Origin of the sequence: Enterobacter sp. JS8-1, assembly GCF_049187015.1 — a bacterium.
In the GTDB taxonomy this organism is placed as follows: Bacteria; Pseudomonadota; Gammaproteobacteria; order Enterobacterales; family Enterobacteriaceae; genus Enterobacter; species Enterobacter mori.
The window spans coordinates 4,436,593-4,458,889 of record NZ_CP185805.1 but is presented as its reverse complement, the minus strand read 5'-3'; the positions used below and the strand labels follow the sequence as shown (position 1 = coordinate 4,458,889).

At 56.5% G+C, this 22,297-nt stretch carries 20 protein-coding genes; 11 read left to right on the top strand and 9 right to left on the bottom strand.

The genetic code is table 11. The annotated features are described in order from the left end of the window. Window positions 1–3 precede the first annotated feature (3 nt). The 3 genes from feoA to greB form a co-directional block, all read right to left on the bottom strand. Window positions 4–231, bottom strand: a complete 228-nt coding sequence (feoA, locus tag ACOQH0_RS21350) for a ferrous iron transporter A (RefSeq protein WP_010436417.1) — start codon at window positions 229–231, stop codon at window positions 4–6. A 318-nt stretch (window positions 232–549) separates the two neighbouring features. Beyond that, on the bottom strand, window positions 550–2,880 hold the full coding sequence (locus ACOQH0_RS21345) for a Tex family protein (protein ID WP_237845023.1): 2,331 nt from the start codon (window positions 2,878–2,880) through the stop codon (window positions 550–552). An 88-nt stretch (window positions 2,881–2,968) separates the two neighbouring features. Further along, entirely contained in the window at window positions 2,969–3,442 is a 474-nt protein-coding gene (gene greB / locus ACOQH0_RS21340; protein ID WP_010436410.1) for a transcription elongation factor GreB, read from the bottom strand. A gap of 228 nt (window positions 3,443–3,670) precedes the next feature. Here greB and ompR point away from each other — a divergent pair, with 228 nt between their 5' ends. Next, entirely contained in the window at window positions 3,671–4,390 is a 720-nt protein-coding gene (gene ompR / locus ACOQH0_RS21335) for a two-component system response regulator OmpR (RefSeq protein WP_001157751.1), read from the top strand. Further along, window positions 4,387–5,733, top strand: coding sequence for a two-component system sensor histidine kinase EnvZ (gene envZ, locus ACOQH0_RS21330; RefSeq protein WP_010436407.1), 1,347 nt, complete (start codon window positions 4,387–4,389; stop codon window positions 5,731–5,733). The genes ompR and envZ overlap by 4 nt, the downstream gene beginning before the upstream one ends. A 127-nt stretch (window positions 5,734–5,860) precedes the next feature. Here envZ and pckA read toward each other — a convergent pair whose 3' ends face one another. The 5 genes from pckA to ACOQH0_RS21305 all read right to left on the bottom strand — a co-directional run bounded on the left by pckA (window position 5,861) and on the right by ACOQH0_RS21305 (window position 12,016). After that, on the bottom strand, window positions 5,861–7,480 hold the full coding sequence (gene pckA / locus ACOQH0_RS21325; RefSeq protein WP_420984708.1) for a phosphoenolpyruvate carboxykinase (ATP): 1,620 nt from the start codon (window positions 7,478–7,480) through the stop codon (window positions 5,861–5,863). Between the two features lie 348 nt (window positions 7,481–7,828). Next, window positions 7,829–8,707 (bottom strand): Hsp33 family molecular chaperone HslO, encoded by an 879-nt coding sequence (gene hslO / locus ACOQH0_RS21320; protein ID WP_010436401.1) that lies wholly within the window; start codon window positions 8,705–8,707, stop codon window positions 7,829–7,831. Between the two features lie 24 nt (window positions 8,708–8,731). Continuing rightward, window positions 8,732–9,133, bottom strand: coding sequence for a ribosome-associated heat shock protein Hsp15 (gene hslR, locus ACOQH0_RS21315; protein ID WP_042718914.1), 402 nt, complete (start codon window positions 9,131–9,133; stop codon window positions 8,732–8,734). Further along, window positions 9,130–9,813: a GMP/IMP nucleotidase gene (gene yrfG, locus ACOQH0_RS21310; RefSeq protein ID WP_172701523.1), complete on the bottom strand. Its 684-nt coding sequence runs from the start codon at window positions 9,811–9,813 to the stop codon at window positions 9,130–9,132. Before yrfG ends, hslR begins: the two co-directional genes overlap by 4 nt. Window positions 9,814–9,877: 64 nt before the next feature. Beyond that, the gene (locus ACOQH0_RS21305; RefSeq protein ID WP_421511152.1) at window positions 9,878–12,016 is read right to left on the bottom strand and encodes an intracellular growth attenuator family protein; all 2,139 of its coding nucleotides are present in this window, start codon (window positions 12,014–12,016) and stop codon (window positions 9,878–9,880) included. Between the two features lie 321 nt (window positions 12,017–12,337). Between ACOQH0_RS21305 and nudE the strand changes: the two genes are divergently transcribed. Beyond that, complete coding sequence (gene nudE / locus ACOQH0_RS21300) at window positions 12,338–12,898, top strand: ADP compounds hydrolase NudE (protein WP_010436390.1); 561 nt, start codon at window positions 12,338–12,340, stop codon at window positions 12,896–12,898. Window positions 12,899–12,977: 79 nt separating this feature from the next. Here the strand turns inward: nudE and mrcA are convergent, their stop codons facing one another. Then, window positions 12,978–15,530 carry a peptidoglycan glycosyltransferase/peptidoglycan DD-transpeptidase MrcA gene (gene mrcA, locus ACOQH0_RS21295; protein WP_120159449.1) on the bottom strand — a complete coding sequence of 851 codons (2,553 nt, stop codon included), beginning with the start codon at window positions 15,528–15,530 and terminating at the stop codon, window positions 12,978–12,980. Between the two features lie 120 nt (window positions 15,531–15,650). Between mrcA and ACOQH0_RS21290 the strand changes: the two genes are divergently transcribed. The 8 genes from ACOQH0_RS21290 (at window position 15,651) to damX (ending at window position 22,251) form a co-directional block, all read left to right on the top strand. Further along, the gene (locus tag ACOQH0_RS21290) at window positions 15,651–16,427 is read left to right on the top strand and encodes a DNA utilization protein HofM (protein WP_421511151.1); all 777 of its coding nucleotides are present in this window, start codon (window positions 15,651–15,653) and stop codon (window positions 16,425–16,427) included. Then, window positions 16,424–16,918: a PilN domain-containing protein gene (locus tag ACOQH0_RS21285; protein ID WP_421511150.1), complete on the top strand. Its 495-nt coding sequence runs from the start codon at window positions 16,424–16,426 to the stop codon at window positions 16,916–16,918. Before ACOQH0_RS21290 ends, ACOQH0_RS21285 begins: the two co-directional genes overlap by 4 nt. A gap of 3 nt (window positions 16,919–16,921) precedes the next feature. Then, window positions 16,922–17,383, top strand: coding sequence for a DNA utilization protein HofO (locus ACOQH0_RS21280; protein WP_421511149.1), 462 nt, complete (start codon window positions 16,922–16,924; stop codon window positions 17,381–17,383). Continuing rightward, window positions 17,373–17,777, top strand: coding sequence for a HofP DNA utilization family protein (locus ACOQH0_RS21275; protein ID WP_421511148.1), 405 nt, complete (start codon window positions 17,373–17,375; stop codon window positions 17,775–17,777). Before ACOQH0_RS21280 ends, ACOQH0_RS21275 begins: the two co-directional genes overlap by 11 nt. Next, entirely contained in the window at window positions 17,692–18,906 is a 1,215-nt protein-coding gene (gene hofQ, locus ACOQH0_RS21270) for a DNA uptake porin HofQ (RefSeq protein WP_421511147.1), read from the top strand. Before ACOQH0_RS21275 ends, hofQ begins: the two co-directional genes overlap by 86 nt. Window positions 18,907–19,192: 286 nt before the next feature. After that, window positions 19,193–19,714: a shikimate kinase AroK gene (gene aroK, locus ACOQH0_RS21265; protein WP_010436374.1), complete on the top strand. Its 522-nt coding sequence runs from the start codon at window positions 19,193–19,195 to the stop codon at window positions 19,712–19,714. 57 nt (window positions 19,715–19,771) lie between these two features. Next, window positions 19,772–20,860 carry a 3-dehydroquinate synthase gene (gene aroB, locus ACOQH0_RS21260; protein WP_042715390.1) on the top strand — a complete coding sequence of 363 codons (1,089 nt, stop codon included), beginning with the start codon at window positions 19,772–19,774 and terminating at the stop codon, window positions 20,858–20,860. 92 nt (window positions 20,861–20,952) lie between these two features. Further along, window positions 20,953–22,251: a cell division protein DamX gene (damX, locus tag ACOQH0_RS21255; RefSeq protein ID WP_421511146.1), complete on the top strand. Its 1,299-nt coding sequence runs from the start codon at window positions 20,953–20,955 to the stop codon at window positions 22,249–22,251. Window positions 22,252–22,297: the final 46 nt, after the last annotated feature.

Here is a 22,297-nt window from a genome sequence, read left to right as displayed (position 1 = left end):
TTGTTATTGAGATAACGCTTCGACTTCAATTAAGGCGAGGTCTTTCTTACGCAGTACCAGATTGACGCGTCGGGTTTCGATATGAACGGGGTCGCCCAGCGGGGCCACGCGTACTACCTGGAATGACGAGCCGGGTAGCATGCCGAGTGACAAGAGCTTTTGCCGATAGGCGGGGCTAATTTCACGAGTAAAACCGGTAATTTTCCATGCACTGTCTGGAGTGAATTGCATAGCGCCTGATTCCACGGGAGGTTAAATAATCTACACAATGATGATAATGAGAATAGTTTTTATCAGCAATATTAAAACTGTGACGGAATGTTGTTAATCGTATTAATTTGCGGTCTGCTTGACCTTGCTCAATATTTGCAGAATTACCGGGAAGGAATAAAAAGCTTATTTGTTAATGGAGTGATAAATAGTGGTTTAAATATGGAGTCGCCATATTTATTTTAATTACCTGCAGTCTGCTTGCCGGGCGGCACTGCGTTTGCCCGGCCTACAAAACCGTAGGCCCGGTAAGCGTAGCGCCACCGGGCATTGACAAGCTTAGCGTTTCTTACCCATTGCCGCTGCCAGCGCATCCATCATCGCGCTGTTGCCCGCAGGCTGCGCGTCACGCCCGCGCGGTTTCGCGGCCTTCGCGGCCGGACGCTGCTGTTCGCGACCGCCGCCGTTGCCGCCGCGGCGCGCGTTGGTTTCGCCCGGCTGCTCGTCCAGACGCATGGTCAGGGCGATACGCTTGCGCTGCAGATCCACTTCCAGCACTTTCACCTTCACGATGTCGCCCGCTTTGACCACGGTATGCGGGTCTTCAACGAACTTGTCGGCAAGGGAAGAGATATGGACCAGACCGTCCTGATGCACGCCGATATCCACAAACGCGCCAAAGTTGGTGACGTTGGTGACCGCACCTTCCAGCACCATGCCGGGCAGCAGGTCGTTCATGGTCTCCACGCCGTCAGCAAAGGTCGCGGTTTTAAACTCAGGGCGCGGATCGCGGCCCGGTTTTTCCAGCTCTTTGATGATGTCGCTAACCGTCGGCACGCCAAACTGCTCGTCGGTGAAATCCGAGGCTTTCAGGTTACGCAGCGCGCTGTTGTCGCCCATCAGGTCTTTCAGCGCCTGCTGGGTCGCGGCCAGAATACGCTCCACCACAGGGTAGGCTTCCGGGTGAACGGTAGAGGCATCGAGCGGGTTATCGCCGTGGTTGATACGCAGGAAGCCCGCGCACTGCTCAAAGGCTTTCGGCCCCAGACGGCTCACCTTCAGCAGCTGCTGACGGTTCTGGAACTGGCCGTTCTCATCACGCCAGGCGACGATGTTCTGCGCCATCATGCGGGTTAAGCCCGCCACACGAGTCAGCAGGGGAACGGAGGCGGTGTTCAGGTCAACGCCGACGGCGTTTACGCAGTCTTCCACCACCGCATCCAGCTTGCGCGCCAGCTGCGTCTGGCTCACGTCGTGCTGATACTGGCCCACACCGATGGATTTCGGGTCGATCTTCACGAGTTCGGCCAGCGGATCCTGTAAACGGCGTGCGATAGAGACCGCGCCGCGCAGGGAAACGTCCAGGTCCGGGAACTCCAGCGCCGCCAGTTCAGACGCGGAATAGACGGATGCGCCCGCTTCGCTGACGATCACTTTCTGCGCCGTCACTTTCGGGAACTGTTTCTGCACGTCGAGGTAGAAACGCTCGGTTTCGCGTGAGGCCGTACCGTTGCCGATGGCGACCAGTTCCACGTTGTACTTCTCGCACAGCGCCGCCACCACGACGGCCGCTTTCGCTGCCTGACCGGTGTGCGGGTAAATAGTGTCGGTGGCGACAAGCTTGCCGGTGCCGTCAACGACGGCAACCTTCACACCGGTACGCAGGCCCGGATCGAGGCCCATGGTCGCGCGCAGGCCCGCAGGGGCGGCCATCAGCAGGTCGTGCAGGTTGCGGGCGAAAACGTTAATGGCTTCGTCTTCGGCGCGCTCGCGCACGGTGCCCATCAGCTCGGTTTCGAGGTGCATCAGCACCTTAATGCGCCAGGTCCAGCTCACCACGCCTTTACGCCAGCTGTCCGCCGGGGCGTTGTTCAGGCGCAGGCCGAGGTGATCGGTGATGATCTGCTCGCAGTGGCTCTCTTTCGGCGGCTCGTCAAACTGCGGGTCGGCGTTCAGGGAGAGCTGGAGCACGCCTTCGTTGCGGCCGCGGAACATCGCCAGCGCGCGGTGTGAAGGGGCGGTAGAGATCGGTTCGTGGTGGTCGAAGTAGTCGCGGAATTTCGCGCCTTCTTCCTCTTTACCCGTGACGACGGTAGAGACGATGTGGGCATTCTTCCACAGATAATCACGCACTTTAGCGAGCAGGGCGGCGTCTTCAGAGAAGCGCTCCATCAGAATGTAGCGCGCGCCGTCGAGGGCGGCTTTGGTGTCCGCTACGCCTTTGTCAGCGTCGATAAATTTCGCCGCTTCGGTATCGGGATCGTGGGACGGCTCGTTCCACAGCAGGTCGGCCAGCGGCTCAAGACCCGCTTCAATCGCAATCTGCCCACGCGTGCGGCGCTTCGGTTTATACGGCAGATAGAGATCTTCGAGTTCGGTTTTGCTCAGGGTGCCATTGATGGCGTTTTCCAGCTCGCTGGTCAGCTTGCCCTGTTCGCCAATGGATTTGAGGATTGCCTGCCGACGTTCTTCCAGCTCGCGCAAATAACCCAGACGCGTTTCCAGGTTACGCAGCTGCGTGTCATCCAGACCACCGGTGACTTCCTTACGATAGCGTGCAATAAATGGCACGGTGTTCCCTTCATCAAGCAGGCGAACGGCAGCTTCTACCTGTTCGGCTCTGGCCTGAATATCACCCGCAATAATGCGGCAGAGCGAATCTTTCATCATGGCTTTATCATCTGTTGAGTCGAAAAAATCAGGGGATAGTTATACGGGCTGACACGGCAAAATGCCAGCCGTGGAGGGCGCTCTCGGACTATTTAACGTACTCGATTTCGTTCACGTACCAGCTGGCTTCACCGGAAGGGGTCTGAACGACGGCCAGATCGCCCACTTCCTTTTTCAGCAGCGCGCGCGCCATGGGTGAGTCGATGGAGATGTAATCCTTACGACCAAAAATTTCATCGTAGCCAACGATGCGAAACCGCAGGGTGTTGCCGTCATCGTTTTCAATTTCAACCCACGCGCCGAAGAACACTTTGCCTTCCTGCTGCGGGGAGTAATCGACAATTTTCAGGTTCTCAAGGCACTTCGTCAGGTAGCGAACCCGGCGGTCGATCTCACGCAGTCGCTTTTTGTTGTACTGGTAGTCAGCATTTTCGCTGCGATCGCCCAGGCTTGCGGCCCAGGTGACTTTTTTGGTCACCTCGGGACGCTCTTCGCGCCACAGGTAATCCATCTCTTTTTTGAGCTTTTCGTACCCTTCGCGGGTGATCAGGGGCGTTTTCATGGTGAAGCCTTTGCTGCCGGTTTACTGTCTTGCGCACAATACGTACCACACAGTGTAACAGACAGGATTAATAATGATTTATGTGATGAAATGAGCAGATAAGCTGCTGTTAAATATGCTTTGTAACAATTTCGACTAGAATTTATACCAGAATTAGCTGGTCGAATACGTGCACTTTTTTAGAATACGCTGTTACAAAGACTATCCGAACCTTTGGGAGTACACACAATGCAAGAAAACTACAAAATTCTGGTCGTGGATGACGACATGCGCCTGCGCGCGCTGCTTGAGCGTTATCTGACCGAGCAGGGCTTCCAGGTTCGTAGCGTCGCGAACGCTGAGCAGATGGACCGTCTGCTGACCCGTGAATCTTTCCACCTGATGGTCCTTGACCTGATGCTACCGGGCGAAGACGGGCTTTCCATCTGCCGCCGTCTGCGCAGTCAGAGCAACCCGATGCCAATCATCATGGTGACGGCGAAGGGCGAAGAGGTTGACCGTATCGTGGGCCTCGAAATTGGCGCAGACGACTACATTCCAAAACCGTTTAACCCGCGTGAACTGCTGGCGCGTATTCGCGCTGTGCTGCGCCGTCAGGCGAACGAACTGCCGGGCGCGCCTTCCCAGGAAGAGGCGGTGATTGCCTTCGGTAAGTTCAAGCTGAACCTCGGCACCCGTGAGATGTTCCGTGAAGACGAGCCAATGCCGCTCACCAGCGGCGAGTTTGCGGTACTGAAAGCGCTGGTCAGCCACCCGCGTGAGCCGCTCTCCCGTGACAAACTGATGAACCTGGCGCGCGGTCGCGAATACTCCGCAATGGAACGCTCCATCGACGTGCAGATCTCCCGCCTGCGCCGCATGGTGGAAGAAGATCCGGCGCATCCTCGTTATATTCAGACCGTGTGGGGTCTGGGCTACGTGTTTGTCCCGGACGGCTCTAAAGCATGAGGCGAATGCGCTTCTCGCCGCGAAGCTCGTTTGCCCGCACCCTGTTATTGATCGTCACCCTGCTGTTCGTCAGTCTGGTGACGACCTATCTGGTGGTGCTGAACTTTGCGATCCTGCCGAGCCTCCAGCAGTTTAATAAGGTCCTTGCCTACGAAGTCCGTATGTTGATGACCGATAAGCTGCAGCTGGAGGACGGCACGCAGCTGGTTGTTCCCCCGGCGTTTCGCCGTGAAATCTACCGTGAGCTGGGCATTTCGCTCTACTCCAACGAAGCGGCGGAAGACGCTGGCCTGCGCTGGGCGCAACACTACGAATTCCTTAGCCAGCAGATGGCGCAGCAGCTGGGTGGCCCAACGGAAGTGCGCGTTGAGGTCAACAAAAGCTCGCCGGTCGTCTGGCTGAAAACCTGGCTCTCACCCAACATCTGGGTGCGCGTCCCGCTGACCGAAATCCATCAGGGCGACTTCTCGCCGCTGTTCCGCTACACCCTGGCCATCATGCTGCTGGCGATAGGCGGCGCATGGCTGTTTATCCGTATACAGAACCGACCGCTGGTCGACCTGGAGCACGCGGCGCTGCAGGTCGGTAAAGGGATTATTCCTCCACCGCTGCGCGAGTATGGCGCCTCAGAAGTGCGTTCGGTGACGCGTGCGTTTAACCATATGGCGGCAGGTGTGAAGCAGCTGGCGGATGACCGTACGCTGCTGATGGCGGGGGTTAGCCATGACCTGCGCACGCCGCTGACGCGTATTCGCCTGGCGACGGAGATGATGGGGGAAGAGGACGGTTACCTTGCCGAGTCCATCAACAAGGACATCGAAGAGTGTAACGCCATCATTGAGCAGTTCATCGATTACCTGCGCACCGGGCAGGAGATGCCGATGGAAATGGCTGACCTGAACGCGGTGCTGGGCGAGGTGGTGGCGGCGGAAAGCGGCTACGAGCGTGAGATTGATACCGACCTGCAGGCGGGGGAGATCCAGGTGCGCATGCATCCGCTCTCCATCAAACGTGCAGTGGCGAACATGGTGGTCAACGCGGCTCGCTACGGCAATGGCTGGATTAAAGTCAGCAGCGGGTCTGAACTCAACCGCGCCTGGTTCCAGGTGGAAGACGATGGCCCTGGCATTAAGCCTGAGCAGCGTAAGCATCTGTTCCAGCCGTTTGTGCGTGGCGACAGCGCGCGCAGCACCAGCGGAACCGGTTTAGGCCTGGCGATTGTGCAGCGTATTATCGATAACCATAACGGATTGCTGGAGATTGGCACCAGCGAACGGGGTGGGCTGAGCATTCGCGCCTGGCTGCCGGTACCGGTGACGCGGGGGCAGGTGAAAGAGGGTTAAAAAAAGGGTGGCACTCGCCACCCTTTTTTGTAGGTCGGGTAAGGCGAAGCCGCCACCCGACAACATAAGACCTCTGCGGCCTGATGCCCTCACCCCAGCCCTCTCCCACAGGGAGAGGGGGAAGGCATTACAGCTTCGGACCCGCGCTCACCAGCGCTTCGCCTGCCGGGGTATCGGTATACTTCTCGAAGTTCTCAATAAACAGCTTCGCCAGCGATTCCGCCTTCTCGCGCCACTGCTCCGGTGAACCGTACGTATTGCGCGGGTCGAGGATATGCGTATCCACACCCGGCAGAGACGTTGGGATCGCCAGGTCAAACATTGGCAGCGTGAAGGTTTCAGCGTCGTCCAGAGAACCATCCAGAATGGCGTCGATAATCGCGCGAGTATCCTTGATGGAAATACGCTTGCCGGTGCCGTTCCAGCCGGTGTTCACCAGGTAGGCCTGCGCGCCGGATGCCTGCATGCGTTTTACCAGCACTTCAGCGTACTGCGTCGGATGCAGCGACAGGAAGGCCGCGCCGAAGCAGGCGGAGAAGGTCGGAGTTGGCTCCGTCACACCGCGCTCGGTACCCGCCAGCTTGGCGGTAAAGCCGGAGAGGAAGTGGTACTGCGTCTGGCTGGCGGTCAGGCGAGATACCGGAGGCAGTACGCCGAACGCATCCGCCGTCAGGAAAATCACCTTCGTAGCATGACCCGCTTTTGACACCGGCTTCACGATATTGTCGATGTGGTAAATCGGATACGACACACGGGTGTTCTCGGTTTTCGACGCATCGTCGAAGTCGATGGAGCCGTCGGCACGCACGGTGACGTTTTCGAGCAGCGCGTCGCGGCGGATCGCGTGGAAGATATCCGGTTCGGCCTCTTCAGACAGGCGAATGGTCTTCGCGTAACAGCCGCCTTCGAAGTTAAACACGCCGTCGTCGTCCCAGCCGTGTTCGTCATCGCCAATCAGGCGGCGTTTCGGGTCGGTAGAGAGGGTTGTTTTCCCAGTGCCGGACAGGCCGAAGAATACCGCCACGTCGCCTTTCTCGCCGACGTTCGCCGAGCAGTGCATGGAGGCGATACCGCGCAGCGGCAGCAGGTAGTTCATGACAGAGAACATCCCTTTCTTCATCTCGCCGCCGTACCAGGTACCGCCAATCAGCTGGATACGCTCGGTCAGGTTGAAGGCAACAAAGTTTTCGGAGTTCAGACCCTGCTCCTTCCACTGTGGATTCGTGCATTTCGCACCGTTCATCACGATGAAATCTGGGGTGAAGTCCTGCAGCTCTTCGTCGGTCGGACGAATAAACATATTCTTAACGAAATGCGCCTGCCAGGCCACTTCGGTAATGAAACGCACGGAAAGGCGGGTGTCGGCGTTAGCGCCGCAGAAAGCGTCGACAATGAACAGACGCTTGCCGGAGAGTTGGTGAGTGACGAGCCCTTTCAGATGCTGCCAGGTCTCCGGGGAGAGCGGTTTGTTGTCGTTCTTCCCTTTGCCCTTATCAGCCCACCACAGCGTATCGCGGGTGGTTTCGTCTCGGACGATATACTTATCTTTCGGCGAACGACCGGTAAAAATACCGGTATCGACGGCGATAGCACCAAGGTTTGTCAACACACCTCGCTCGTATCCTTCCAGTGCTGGATTGAGCTCTTCCTGATACAGCGTATCGTAATCGGGGTTGTAGACGATTTCCTGGACGTCGTGAATACCATAAGCCATGAGATCTTGCGGGGTTAAACCAGTAACACGCATATCACTGCTCCTTAGCCAATATGTACTGCCTGAAATTGTAGGGTTTTTCTGAGGTTGTTAACCGCGACGGGGCTCATAGATTTACGTATCTGGACAAAACCCTTACTAACGGAAAACGCTGCGACTCCAGTCACAGCGCAGGCGGATTATCGCAGGAATCGCTTTTTGGTTGTGGAAAATGTTCCTAAAAGGTTAAGGGCTGGTGAATTTAACCGAAGGAATGTGAATGTAATCGCATACACGTAAGAAAATTACGTAAGAGTTACATAGGGAAAACGATTCAGCTTGGGGGGAGTTTTTTTACCCCTCTCCCCAAAGGGGAGAGGGGTAGGGTGAGGGGAAAGAGGTTTAGTGGACCTGCGGATCCGCCGGGGAGGCGTTATTGCGGATCTCGGCGATATCCATCGAATTGAACACGTAGTGCGTACCGCAGTAGTCACAGTGCATGTCGATTTCACCGTCTTCCGCCATGATGCTGTCGATCTCTTCGTCAGGCAGCGTTTTCAGGGCGCCCGCGCAGCGCTCGCGGGAGCAGGTGCACTTAAACTCCACCGCCTGCGGGTCGTATACCGTCACTTCTTCTTCGTGGTACAGACGCCACAGCACGTCGGTCGCCGACAGGTTGAAGAGCTCTTCTGCTTTGACGGTTTCGGTCAGCGTCGCCAGGTGCTCAAAATCATTGGTCTGCGCATCCTGTGCAGGCAGAACCTGCAGCAGCATACCGCCAGCAGCAGGCTGACCGTCAACTTCACCGGTGCGGATGAACAGACGGGTTGGCAGCTGTTCAGACCGCATGAAGTAGTCTTCCAGGCAGGCTGCCAGGGTATCGCCTTCCAGCCCGACCACGCCCTGATAGCGCTCGCCTTCCTCCGGAGAGATGGTGATCACCAGATAGCCATTGCCAACCAGCGTTTTCAGATCCGCATTTTCAGGGACTTCGCCCTGAACGCGTGCAACGCCGCGCATCTGCTGCTGGTTGTTGCCGTTGATCACCGCCAGCGTCATCGGGCCGTCACCCTGCAGCTGCACGGTGATATCACCAGCGAATTTTAGCGTGGCGGTCAGCAGGCTGGTGGCAACCAGCAGTTCGCCCAACAGGGTTTTCACCGGCAGCGGGTAATTGTGGTTTTCCAGAATCTGTTTCCAGGTTTCGGATACGGTGACCAGCTCGCCGCGCACGGCGAATTGTTCAAACAGATAGCGGTGTAATTGGTCGTGTTGGGCCATTTTCATCTCTCGTGCAGGTGAGTGTTACTCGGTCTCACCGTGTTTAAATTTCATCAGATCGCGGCGCTCTTTTTTATCCGGTCGCCGGTCCGGGTGAGGCATCGTCAGCGCGTTCATTTTGCGCGCCAGCGCGGTTTTCTCACGCTTTTCAATGCTTTCAGCTGTCTCTTCATAAAGCTGTGTGGCTTCGGTTGCGGGACGTCGCTGTTCGGTAATGGCTTTAATCACTACCGTTTTTTCATCATTACCCTGGCGCAGCGTTAAGGTGGCATTCAGCTCAACCATCTTGCTCGGCTTGCTGCGCTGACCGTTGTAATGCACTTTGCCACCATCAACCATTTCGCGGGCAAGGGCGCGCGTTTTATAAAACCGGGCCGCCCATAGCCATTTATCCAGTCTTACCCCATCAGAGGGTTTTTCTTTCATGGCGTCTCCTTCACGGTGAGTGAGGGGATCATCCGGCGATAGTCGTTCAGCCCCGGATGCCGCAGGTAGCTTTTTTCAGCCAGTCCGGAATCAGGATTGGTCACGCCCAGACAATAGCGAATGCCAAACGTCGCGGCGGCATCCAGAATCGGCTCGCTGTCGTCAATAAACAGCGTACGTTCCGGCTGCAAACCGGTCTCTTCCGCCACCGCATGCCACAACCGCTGATCCTCTTTCGGATAACCAAATGTGTGGGTGGAAAGTAATAAATCAAGGTGTGACGCCAGACCGGTATGTTCCAGCTTCACGGCCAGATTATGAGGATGCGCGTTAGTCAGCAAAATGCGGCGCTTACCGCTGGCTTGCAGGGCATCCAGGAACGGCACCGTATCGTCGCGCAGTACCGCGCGTGGCCCCTGGGCGGTGGTCATGGCACAAATATCCAAACCGAGGCGCTCGCTCCAGTAGTCCAGACAGTACCAGTTTAGCGTATGCTGCACGGCGCTATATTGCGAACGAATGAATTCCTGCGCTTCTGCCGGAGAGATACCCTGCTGTTTACCGTATGTTTCGGGCACCAGTTGTTGCCAGAAAAAGTTATCAAAGGCGAGATCAAGCAGCGTGCCGTCCATATCCAGCAGGACGGTATCGACCTCCTGCCAGGCAATATCAAGATGCATTTAGGGGAACTCCAGCCAGAAGAAACGTGCGCGACAGGGTAGCACAACTTGCCGCGCAGTGACGTTATCCGATCAGGCTCTCAGAGGATGAGATGAGTTTAGGATTGAGGCAATTTTCGTAATACTGCTGAATCTCAGCAAGCCGGGTGCGCGAACGCTGATAGCGGCGCAAGGCCATAAAGCCGTTCCAGAAAATGCATGCCAGCATCGCCATCATCAGGAGGGATGTGCCGATATAACGCCACAATCCTGCGCTATCCGGCATTCGGTGCAGGTCGACATGGCGCGTGCCATTGGCGTCTGTGAAGATACGTGTGACGATCCCTTCCGCGCTGAACGGTGTTTGCATCAGCATTTGAGCAAGCCGCTGGAACTCTCCCCACTGCTCCTGAGCCGGGTAGTCATATAACGCAACTTGCGGATAAGGCTGATCAACCAGATCTCTCCCCTCATCGCTGACAATCACAAAGCCGCCCGGAGCCGGGCTGTTTAACGCCTGGGCTGCTCGGGTGGTTTCGCGCATCACAAACGGCGCGGTGGAGGTGGCGACCAGGTTATCCAGAGATTCAGCGCTGACCGGACGCAGCAGCACGTTGACGCCGTCCAGGCGTCCTGCTTCCGCGCGTTTCACCAGTGCATCCCAGTCCTTGCTGTTCCCGAGATTCACCAGTACATTTTTAAGCCGCACGCACTCGTCCTGAGCAGAACAGAGATCCTCTGTTTTCAGGACGATTTCACCAAAGTCATCCAGCAGTACCATGCCCGATTTCTGAATTGCCGAACGCAGGGCAGGGCTAACGCGGGAATCGTCATCCGGTTTCGGATGCAGCTGGCGGCTGACCGTCTCGGTGAGCGCCGTGGCTTTATTCACGACATCGGATTCAGGCAGCGGCAGCGGGGGCGCATCGTTCCAGATAATTTGCGAACAATCAAACGGCATAAACGGCGAATTCTGACGTGTGTTCCATGCGCCAGGCGCATGGATGTTACACATTCCGGTCCCTTGCAGACGCAGCGTATCACCCACGCGTATGCCGGCGTCTTCCAGTTGCTTCACGCTGGTGGCTTCCACCGTCTGCGCCCCTTTAATCCATGACAGGGTGAACTTAATGGGCATATCCAGCGGCACGAAAAGTAGCAGCATCAAAAAGACCAGCGCTGCGCCGCCAGCAATGACCGTGCTGCGAAGCCAGTGCTGAAGCGGGAAGTTTTTCACTTCATCGTGCAGAGACAGATAACGCCCCTGACGCACCACGTGGCGGTCGAGGTAGATATCGATATCGGTTTTATGCCCTAAATCCTGGGCGATCCACGGCTGCCAGTGGCGCGGATAGATAAGGTCGATAATACCGAGCGAGATATTATTGAGATGCTCCTGATCGTTCTCGCCGAAGAGACCCCAGCGCTTTGGCGTTCCACGCAGGCAGTGAATTTCACGCAGCGACGTTTTCGTCGGAGGGGCAAACAGACCCCACAATCCGGCCGCCAGGAGCAGAACTGCGCCGCCCGCAAGCCAGGGAACGAAAACATCTGGCGTGAGCAGGCAGAAGAAAAAGAGCAGAAACGCCGCAACAATCAGCACCGCTTCACGAATACCATCCGGGCGGCTTAAGGCGTACTCTTCATGCGTCTCCTGACGAATGTTCAGCAATTCAATCTGCTCTGTCTCTTCACCGCGAATGCTGGCCTGCGTTGAACTTGCCCGTTCCAGCGCGAAGCGCGGCGCTTCATGCACGTACTCATTGAGGTGATGACCGTTTAGCGAGATAACCAGCGGCAGGGAGTCGGTATGAATCAGCTCTACGCTGTTTTCATCATTAATGTACTGTTCCCAGAATGGCGGGAGATGGACCTCGACAGAATCCAGGTAATAACGCCATTTGTTAGGGTCGTCAGTCGTAATGCCGTAACGGGTGATCGAGCGCGTCACGCAGAGCACGGTGTCGCTTTGTGCGTTAAGATTGAGGGAGACCGGCGCAGTACTGGCACCCGTTGGCCCAGGAGACTGCTGAGCGCGGTTCAGATTATCGAGGTAGTGTTCAATGGCGCTGCGTTCTTCAGGCGCGAGCTTACGTGTCGTCGCACCCGCAAAAGCGTTTAAAAAGGGCAGTCGATATCGACGCTGTACGCGACGCCTGTAGGCCCACCCTGCAACCAGCGCGGCGGCCAGCATAGCAGTGAGAACAATCAAAATGGTGCTCATGCTTTCCCCATCTTACTTATCTTACAGGTGTAGTCAGTAGCACCTTTAACATGAATGAGAGTCTGTGGTTGGCTATCGGCAAGTATGGAGTCGAACTTGAGCATTCTGAAGCGCATCCCAGTGACCGATGATAATAGCAAAGCCTGTGGTGGCGCGATATCAGCAAATTCCTGGAAACATTTCAACCTCTTGACATTTGTTTTGAATTAAGGATTGATTCCAGTTACGTTGCATAAATGTAAATAAAGTACAATTGACATTGCCCAAACCGTGCGGCATATCGCACAATAACGCCAGTTCACACAGCAAAGACCCGTCAAGATGAGCAAACCACTACAAAAACCCACCATTCTGAGCGTTGAAACCGTCGCTAAATCGCGCCTGTTTAATGTGGAAAGTGTGGACCTGGAGTTCAGCAACGGTGTGCGTCGCGTTTACGAACGTATGCGCCCCTCTTCGCGTGAAGCAGTGATGATTGTCCCCATCGTTGACGATCACCTGATCTTGATCCGTGAATACGCGGTAGGAACTGAATCTTACGAACTTGGATTCTCTAAGGGACTGATCGATCCTGGCGAGACCGTTTTCGAAGCCGCCAATCGTGAACTGAAAGAAGAGGTCGGTTTTGGCGCGAATGAGCTGTCGTTCCTGAAAAAACTGAGCATGGCACCGTCCTATTTTTCCAGCAAAATGAATATCGTGGTGGCGGAAGATCTCTATCCAGAATCGCTGGAAGGAGACGAGCCGGAGCCGCTGCCGCAGGTTCGCTGGCCGCTGGCGCATCTGATGGATTTACTGGAAGATCCGGACTTTAACGAAGCGCGTAACGTGAGCGCCCTGTTCCTGGTACGCGAGTGGTTGAAAGGGCAGGGGCGGCTGTAGGCCATAAAAAAGCCGGGTGGCAGCTTCGCCTTACCCGGCCTGGAATTCTTTGCCCGGTTTTTACCGGGCATTTTTATGCTTAAAACAACTCGTGCGTTTCGCCGTTATCGATAATTTCTGTTCCCACCTCATGCACCGCCTGCCTGGTTGGCTGCGTGCCTTCGATGAAATACTCTTCACGGCTATTTCCGCCATTGGCGAGCTGCCCGGTGTTACGGTCAATGTTGACCGTCACAATGCCCGGCGGAGGCGTTAGCGGCTGCTCAGGCACGCCTTCCAGAACGGATTTCATGTACGCATCCCACGCCGGTTGCGCACTCTTCGCGCCGCCTTCGTAACCAGAGATCTGATCTTTAATCGCGCCGGAGGCGGTGGTACGACCCAAATCGCGGCGGTGATCGTCAAAGCCGATCCAGACAGAGGTGACCACACCCGGCCCGTAACCGGAGAACCACGCATCTTTCGAGCTGTTGGTGGTCCCCGTTTTCCCGCCGATGTCGCGGCGCTGCAGATCACGTCCGGCACGCCAGCCGGTGCCTTGCCAGCCCGGTTCACCAAAGATATTGGTATTCAGCGCGCTCTTAATCAGGAACGACAGCGGCGTGTTGATCACGTGCGGGGCATACTCCTGCGCACCGGTCTGGGCAACCAGGGCCTGGTTAGCCTGCTCCAGCTGAGGCTGTGGTACCGCTGAGTTCTGCTGTTCCTGAGAAATGGCGACATCTTCCATGTCTTTGTTTTCAAGTACGTTAGACTTCTGTGTATCGCCGTAAATGACCGGAATATCGCACTCTGCACAGGCGATTTTTGGTTTCGCCTCGAACAGCACGCCGCCCTGGTCGTTCTCAATTTTACTGATGAAGTACGGATCGATCAGGAACCCGCCGTTCGTCATTACCGCATAACCGCGCGCGACCTGAAGCGGCGTAAAGGACGCGGAGCCCAGCGCCAGCGATTCGGTATGGACGATATTCTGCGCCGGGAAGCCGAAGCGCTGCAGATACTCTGCCGCATAGTCAACGCCCATGGCGCGCATGGCGCGAACCATCACCACGTTTTTTGACTGTCCCAGACCCTGACGAAGACGGATTGGGCCCGCATATTGCGGTGGAGAGTTCTTCGGCTGCCAGTCAGAACCCGCACCGGCATCCCAGCGGGAAATCGGTACGTCGTTGAGAATACTGGCGAGCGTCAGCCCTTTATCCATCGCGGCGGTGTAGAGGAACGGCTTGATGTTAGAGCCAACCTGACGCAGCGCCTGAGTGGCACGGTTAAATTTGCTCTGGTTGAAATCAAACCCGCCGACCAGCGCCATCACCGCACCGTTTTGCGGATTAATGGAGACGAGCGCGGAGTTCACGTCTGGCACCTGTGCCAGCCACCACGCATCGCCCACCTGGCGAACCCAGATTTGCTGACCCGTCTGCACCGCGTCCGTCACTTTGCGCGGCGTTGGGCCTTGCAGCGTGTCAGAGCGGTACGGACGGGCCCAGCGGATCCCGTCCATTCGCAGCGAGACGGAGGTGCCGTCTGCCAGCAGTGCGACGGCCTCCTGCGGATCGGCCTGTGTGACAACGGCTGGCAGCAGCGGGCCATAGGTTGGTAGTGTTTTCAGCGAGTCGGTGATTTTCTTGCTGTCCCACGCGCTTTCGCCCACTTTCCACAACACGTTCGACGGGCCGCGGTAGCCGTGGCGCATGTCGTAATCCATCACGTTGTTACGCACGGCCTGCTGTGCCGCCTGCTGAACTTTGCGGGTCACAGTGGTGTATACGCGATAGCCGTCTTCATAGGCCTTCTCGCCATAACGGCTCACCATCTCTTGACGAACCATCTCGGTGAGATACGGTGAGGAGAAGGCGATTTCCGGCGCATGGTAATTGGCGTCGATAACATCGCTGCGTGCCTGGTCGTACTCGGTCTGGCTGATGTAGCCTTCGCTCAGCATACGCGACAGCACCACGTTACGACGCGCAGTCGCACGGTCCATGGAGTAGAGCGGGTTGAACGTGGATGGCGCTTTCGGCAGACCGGCGATGGTCGCCATTTCGCTCAGCGTGAGTTGTTCTACTGGCTTACCGAAGTACACCTGCGCCGCAGCGCCAACGCCATAGGCGCGGTAACCGAGATAGATTTTGTTGAGGTAAAGCTCAAGGATCTCGTCTTTACTCAGCAGCTGCTCGATGCGGATCGCGAGGAACACCTCTTTGATCTTACGCGTCAGCGTCTTTTCAGGGCTGAGGAAGAAGTTACGCGCCAGCTGCTGCGTAATGGTACTGGCCCCCTGAGAGGCATGACCGGAGAACAACGCAATGCTGGCGGCGCGGAAAATCCCCACCGGATCGACGCCGTGGTGCTCGTAAAAACGGCTGTCCTCGGTGGCGATAAAAGCGTTCACCATCACGGGAGGAATTTGCTTTAAGGTCAGCGGGATACGGCGTTTTTCGCCATATTGCGCCATGAGCTCGCCATCGGCGCTATAGACCTGCATTGGGATCTGGAGTCGCACATCACGAAGCGTGGCGACATCAGGTAGCTGCGGCTCAATATATTTGTACAAACCATAAATCGAGCCTGCTCCCAGCAGAATGCAACAGACTGCAAGGATCAATAAATACTTTACGAACTTCACCGGAGATTTCCCATCTGGTTTCACTTGGGCAGTTTCTAAACAATCGCGCGGTAGTATAAAGGCAAGCCTGATTCATTGATATAGCCGTCACTCTGACGGGCGATAAGGAGATCGTGAAGTATGGCTTTCAAAACCTGGCAAACGGGCATTCATATTCAACAAGATAGGGTGCTCATTGTAGCGCTGACCAAAGAGAAGCCTGGGTGGCGTTTACGGCGCTGGTGGGCTGTTTCCCTGGCAGACGGGATTATCCGCGACGGGAAAATTCTCAAGCCAGAACATCTGGTTGCCGCGTTACGCGACTGGCGGCGGGCGTTGCCCCATTACCACCGGGTATTCCTCTCATTTCCCGCTGCGCGCACGTTACAACGCTCGCTGCCGCGCCCGTCCATGGCCCTTCGTGACAGCGAGCAGGTCTCCTGGGTGGGTTCCACGCTGTCCCGGGAGCTGGAGATGTCCACAGACGGGCTGTGCTTTGACTATGTGGAGGACACGTTCAGCAACACATTTCATGTTACGGCGGCGCAAAACAACGAAGTCGATGCCCTTTTGTTGTTGGCAAAAACGCTGCGCTTGCGGTTAGCGGCTATCACGCCGGATGCAGGCGCGTTAGGGAATCTCCTCCCTGCCATTGCCCCTGCTCAGTGCGTCGCCTGGCGGGATCGGCACCAGTGGCTGTGGGCGATGCGCCACCAGTGGGGACGGCGCTACGCCACAGAAGCGAAAGATGTCACCGAGCTGGCGGTCCTGCTTGCGCTCTCTTCTGATGACATCGTTCAGTTCGATGCCACACGTGACCCCTGGAAACTGCTGGTCAGTTGCCAGCCTCCCTTACCCGAGTGCGGTGCTGATTTTACCGTCGCGCTGGCGTTGGCCATGAGTGAGGTGCCTGAATGAGCACGGCGAATTTTTTACCGTGGCGACAGCAGCGCCGGATGCGCTGCCTGCGCTTCTGGGGAGTGCTGTTTATCGCTTCATTGCTGGTGACGCTGACCGTCGGGCTTGGCCTGCGGATGAATCATGACGTGAAGCTGCGTGGGCTACAGAGTGAACTGGCGGGAATCAACGCGGTGCAGCAAATACTGAAAACACGTCAGCGCCCCTCTGCACTCCCGGCGACGACTGGGGTGGAATCTCGTCCCGTCGCATGGCAACCGGCACTGGAGTCACTCTCTGCCGTGATGCCAGCGCAAGCCTGGCTTTCAGCGTTACGTTATCAACCGCCTGTGCTTACGGTGAGCGGGTATGCCTCCGCCCTCCCGGCGCTTGCGGCCATGACGGATGCGCTGAAACAGGTGGCAGGGTTTAGCTTCGGGTCTGCTGGTGAACTGCAGCAGGATAGCCAGGGCCGCTGGGTGTTCACTTTTCAGCTTAAGCGCCGGGGGTAGGCCGTGGAACAACGTCTGCAACGCTGGGTAGACATCCGCTCTTCTGTGCGGGTGATCTGCTGGTGCGTGGTGTCCGGGGTTATTGCCGTGGCCGTATGGGGGGTTCTGGTCCGCCCCGTCGGGTTGAAGTGTGCAGAACTCGAGGCGTTATCCATTCGCGCCAGGCAATTGAATGCCGCGTTGTGGCCTGGGGCCGGACGGCAACCCGTGGCGCCAGCCCGGCGCGAGATGCCGCCCGTTCAGCCCTTCTCGCCGCTGGATTTTCAGGACAAGAGAACCGCGCTGGTGCACTGGAAACCGAAGCAGAACGGCGGGGAACTGGTGCTGGATGCGCTATGGTCAGATGTCCCTGCGCTGTTTTCCCGTCTGGCGCAGCAGGCGGTGCGCATCAGCGCATTTAACCTTGCCCCTGAAGGCGCAACGTTACGCCTTAGCCTGCAGCTGGAGATCGATCATGCGCAGTAAGGTGCGCTATCTGATTCTCTGTCCGCTGCTGTTTCTGACTGGAATGCGCGATCCCTTCCAGCCTCCGGAGGATAGCTGTGCGGTTGGGCAGCTCGCCCAGTGGCGATATCAGGGAATGGTGGGTGGCAGCATGGAAATCGGCATTTTGCACGACGGACAACAGCGCTGGCACCGCGTGAAAAAGGATGAACGTTTACCGCCTGGCTGGCAGGTGAGCAAGATGGATCAACAACAGCTGACCGTGGATGTCGGTGACCTGTGTGAACCGACGCAATGGACATGGCAACGAGAAGGAACGCATAAAAGTGATGTTAAGGATACTGCTGTTACTGCTGGCGCTCAGCCAGCCCCTGTGGGCCGCCACGCCAAAACCCGTCACCCTCGTGGTGGATGATGTCCCTGTCGTACAGGTGCTGCAGGCGCTGGTGGCGCAGGAGAACCGTAATCTGGTGGTATCGCCGGATGTGACGGGCTCGCTTTCGTTGAATTTAACACGCGTGCCCTGGCGACAGGCGCTGCAGACGGTGGTGACCAGTGCCGGGCTGGTCCTGCAGGAAGATGGTGGTATCTTTTATGTCCATACTGCCGCCTGGCAGCGCGAGCAGCAGGCACGGCGGTTGCTTGAGGCACCGCTCGTCTCACACAGCATTCCGTTCACCTGGGCGGATGCCGGAGACGTGCAAAAAAACGCCGAAAGGCTCCTGAGCCCGAAGGGCAGTTTATCCGTCGATAAGCGCACAAATCGACTGTGGGTGCGGGATAATCAGAGCGTCGTGGACGTGCTAAAGCGTTGGGCGGAGCAGATGGACCTGCCCGTTGAGCAAGTGGAGCTTTCGGCCCATATCGTCACCATTAACGAAAAAAGCCTGCGTGAACTGGGGGTGAAATGGAATCTCGCAGAGGCTACAGAGGCCGGTAAAGTGGGGCAGGTCACGACGCTCGGTGCAGATCTGTCGGTCGCCAGTGCGACCACGCACGTCGGGTTTAACATTGGGCGCATCAACGGCAGGCTGCTGGATCTGGAACTGTCGGCTCTGGAGCAAAAACAGCAGGTGGATATTATCGCCAGTCCACGGCTGCTGGCGTCCCATATGCAACCGGCCAGCATCAAGCAGGGCAGCGAAATTCCGTATCAGGTCTCCAGCGGCGAGAGCGGCGCGACCTCCGTGGAATTTAAAGAGGCCGTGCTAGGGATGGAGGTCACGCCGGTGGTGCTGCCGGGAGGGCGCGTGCGTCTGAAGCTTCACATCAGCGAAAATATGCCGGGCCAGGTGCTTCAGCAGGCCGATGGCGAAACGCTGGCAATTGATAAGCAAGAGATAGAAACGCAGGTGGAGGTAAAAAGCGGAGAAACGCTGGCGCTGGGCGGCATTTTCTCGCAAAAGAACAAAACCGGAAGTGATAGCGTGCCGGGGCTGGGGAAAATCCCCTGGATTGGGCAACTGTTCCGTCACGACGGCAAAGATAACGAGCGGCGCGAGCTGGTGGTGTTTATTACGCCACGCCTGGTCGGTATTCAATAATGGGTAACGATCCCCGCAAGGATTTTGCATTCAGTTTGTTGCAGATGTTTGACGTGGGGCATGAATTAGCATACAAGGAGTACCGATTTGAGTTGGACTTACGTCTTATTACCTTATGCGTCTGGTGCGGTGATTTAATCAGTTGCCAAACAAGCCGGAGTATTGAGATAATTTTTAGTCTGACTCTCGCTCTATTGCATATGAGGTTTCAGTTCATGTCCTGCTACGCTGGGTGTCTGCGAAGCGGGGATTACCATTAACGAATAGTCTTAGTAGTACCGAAAAAATGGCAGAGAAACGCAATATCTTTCTGGTTGGGCCTATGGGTGCCGGCAAAAGCACTATTGGGCGTCAGTTAGCTCAACAACTCAATATGGAATTTTACGATTCTGATCAAGAGATTGAGAAACGAACCGGAGCGGATGTGGGCTGGGTCTTCGATGTAGAAGGCGAAGAAGGTTTCCGTGACCGAGAAGAAAAAGTGATCAACGAACTCACGGAAAAACAGGGCATTGTGCTGGCAACTGGCGGCGGCTCTGTTAAATCTCGCGAAACCCGCAACCGTCTCTCCGCCCGTGGTGTAGTGGTCTATCTTGAGACAACTATCGAAAAACAACTGGCACGTACGCAGCGCGATAAAAAGCGCCCGCTGCTGCAGGTTGAAACGCCACCACGTGAAGTTCTGGAAGCCCTGGCAGGCGAACGCAATCCTCTGTACGAAGAGATTGCTGATGTGACCATTCGTACTGACGATCAGAGCGCTAAAGTGGTTGCAAACCAGATTATTCATATGCTGGAAAGCAACTGATTCTGGCTTTATATACACTCGCCTGCGGGTAAAAGCATTTAAGGTGGATGTCGCGTCATGGAGAGGATTACAGTTACTCTCGGGGAACGTAGTTACCCTATCACCATCGCGGCTGGTTTGTTTAACGACCCAGCTTCCTTCTTACCACTGAAAGCGGGTGATCAGGCGATGCTGGTCACCAATGAGACACTGGCTCCGCTTTATCTTGACCGCGTGCGCCACCTGCTTGAGCAGGCGGGCGTGAAGGTCGACAGTGTGATTCTGCCCGATGGCGAGCAGTATAAAAGCCTGACGGTGCTTGATACCGTCTTTACCGCACTTCTGCAAAAACCGCACGGTCGCGATACGACACTGCTCGCCCTCGGCGGCGGTGTTGTAGGCGATCTTACAGGCTTTGCTGCAGCCAGCTATCAACGTGGCGTGCGCTTTATTCAGATCCCAACGACCTTGCTGTCACAGGTCGACTCTTCTGTTGGTGGCAAAACCGCCGTCAACCATCCGCTCGGTAAAAACATGATTGGCGCATTCTACCAGCCGGCATCGGTGGTGGTGGATCTCGACTGTCTGAAAACCTTACCTGAGCGTGAGCTGGCGTCTGGTCTTGCAGAAGTGATCAAATACGGCATTATTCTTGACGGTGAGTTCTTCACCTGGCTGGAAGAGAATATGGATGCCCTGCTGCGCCTTGACGGGCCAGCGTTGGCGTACTGTATTCGTCGTTGTTGTGAGCTGAAAGCAGAAGTCGTTGCAGCAGACGAGCGCGAAACGGGCTTACGTGCTTTACTGAATCTGGGGCATACGTTTGGTCACGCGATCGAAGCGGAAATGGGCTACGGCAACTGGCTTCATGGCGAAGCGGTCGCGGCCGGTATGGTCATGGCTGCGCGTGCGTCTGAGCGCCTGGGTCAGTTCAAACCGGAAGAGACAGCGCGCATTATTGCGCTGCTTGAACGTGCCGGGTTGCCAGTGACAGGGCCGCAGGAGATGTCTGCGCAGGCGTATCTACCCCACATGATGCGCGATAAAAAAGTATTGGCAGGTGAGATGCGTCTGGTACTCCCGCTTGCAATAGGGAAGAGTGAAATGCGCGGCGGAGTGCCGCACGATGTCGTTCTTGGCGCTATCGCTGATTGTCAGCAGGCGTAACAACTAGAAAGGTCAGGCCACTGTTACCGGTGGTCGTTTAGCTTCAGGTGAAATGCAAAGTCGTTGGCATAAGCCTTTGAGTGGGGTGTTAAATGGATGAATTCAAACCAGAAGACGAGCTGAAACCCGATCCCAGCGATCGTCGTACTGGTCGTTCTCGTCAATCTTCAGAACGTGATAACGAGCCGCAGATCAACTTTGACGATGTTGATCTGGATGCAGACGATCGTCGCCCTTCACGCAGCCGTAACGCGCGTGATGAGCGAGAAGAAGAGGATTATGAGTCCGAAGAAGATTCAATGGACGAAGAGCCTGTAGAGCGTCGCCCGCGTAAACGTAAAAAAGCGGTAGCGGCGAAACCGGCTTCCCGCCAGTACATCATGATGGGGCTGGGCGTTCTGGTACTGCTGCTGCTGATTGTCGGCATTGGTTCCGCGCTGAAAGCACCCTCAACGAATTCAGCCGATCAGACGGCTTCTACCGAGAAGAGCATCAACCTGTCAGGTAACGATGCGACCGACCAGGCAAACGGTGCGCAGCCTGCACCGGGTACCACGTCTGCAGAGCAGACTGCGGGTAATACAACGACTCCGCAGGATGTGTCTTTGCCGCCAGTCTCTTCTACCCCGACCGAAGGGCAGGCAACTGCTACGCCAGAGGGCCAGCAGCGTGTAGAGGTTCAGGGCGATCTGAACAACGCACTGACGCAGCCTCAGAACCAGGATCAGATGAACAACGTAGTGGTCAACTCTACGCTGCCAACTGAACCTGCAACCGTCGCGCCGATTCGCGGTAGCAATGCACAACCGCAAGCAACGGCAACCGCGCCGACAACGGAAACCAAACCGCGCCAGACGCAGACTGCACCGCGTCAGGAACGCAAACAGGCCGTGATTGAGCCGAAGCGTGAAAGCAAGCCGCAGACTGTGGCTAAAGCGCCTGAAGTGAAAGCGCCAGCGCAGACCAAACCTGCAGTGAGCGAGCCGGTGAAAGCGCCAGCGGCAACAGCAGCGCCAAAAGCGACAGCAACCACAACGGCACCTGCAGCGACGGCAGCACCAACTGCAACGGCAACCACTTCCAGCGCAGCAGCAGGTAAAACGGCAGGCAACGTGGGTTCTCTGAAATCTGCGCCATCCAGCAATTACACCCTGCAGCTGAGCAGTTCGTCTAACTATGACAACCTCAACGGTTGGGCGAAGAAATCAAATCTGAAAAACTACGTTGTTTATCAGACGACCCGCAACGGGCAGCCGTGGTATGTGCTGGTGAGCGGTGTGTATGCTTCTAAAGATGAAGCGAAACGCGCCGTTGCAACGCTGCCCGCTGATGTCCAGGCGAAGAACCCGTGGGCGAAGCCGATTCATCAGGTGCAGGCCGATCTGAAGTAATGTTTAAAGCGCAGGATGCTGTCGGAGCTTTCTCCACAGCCGGAGA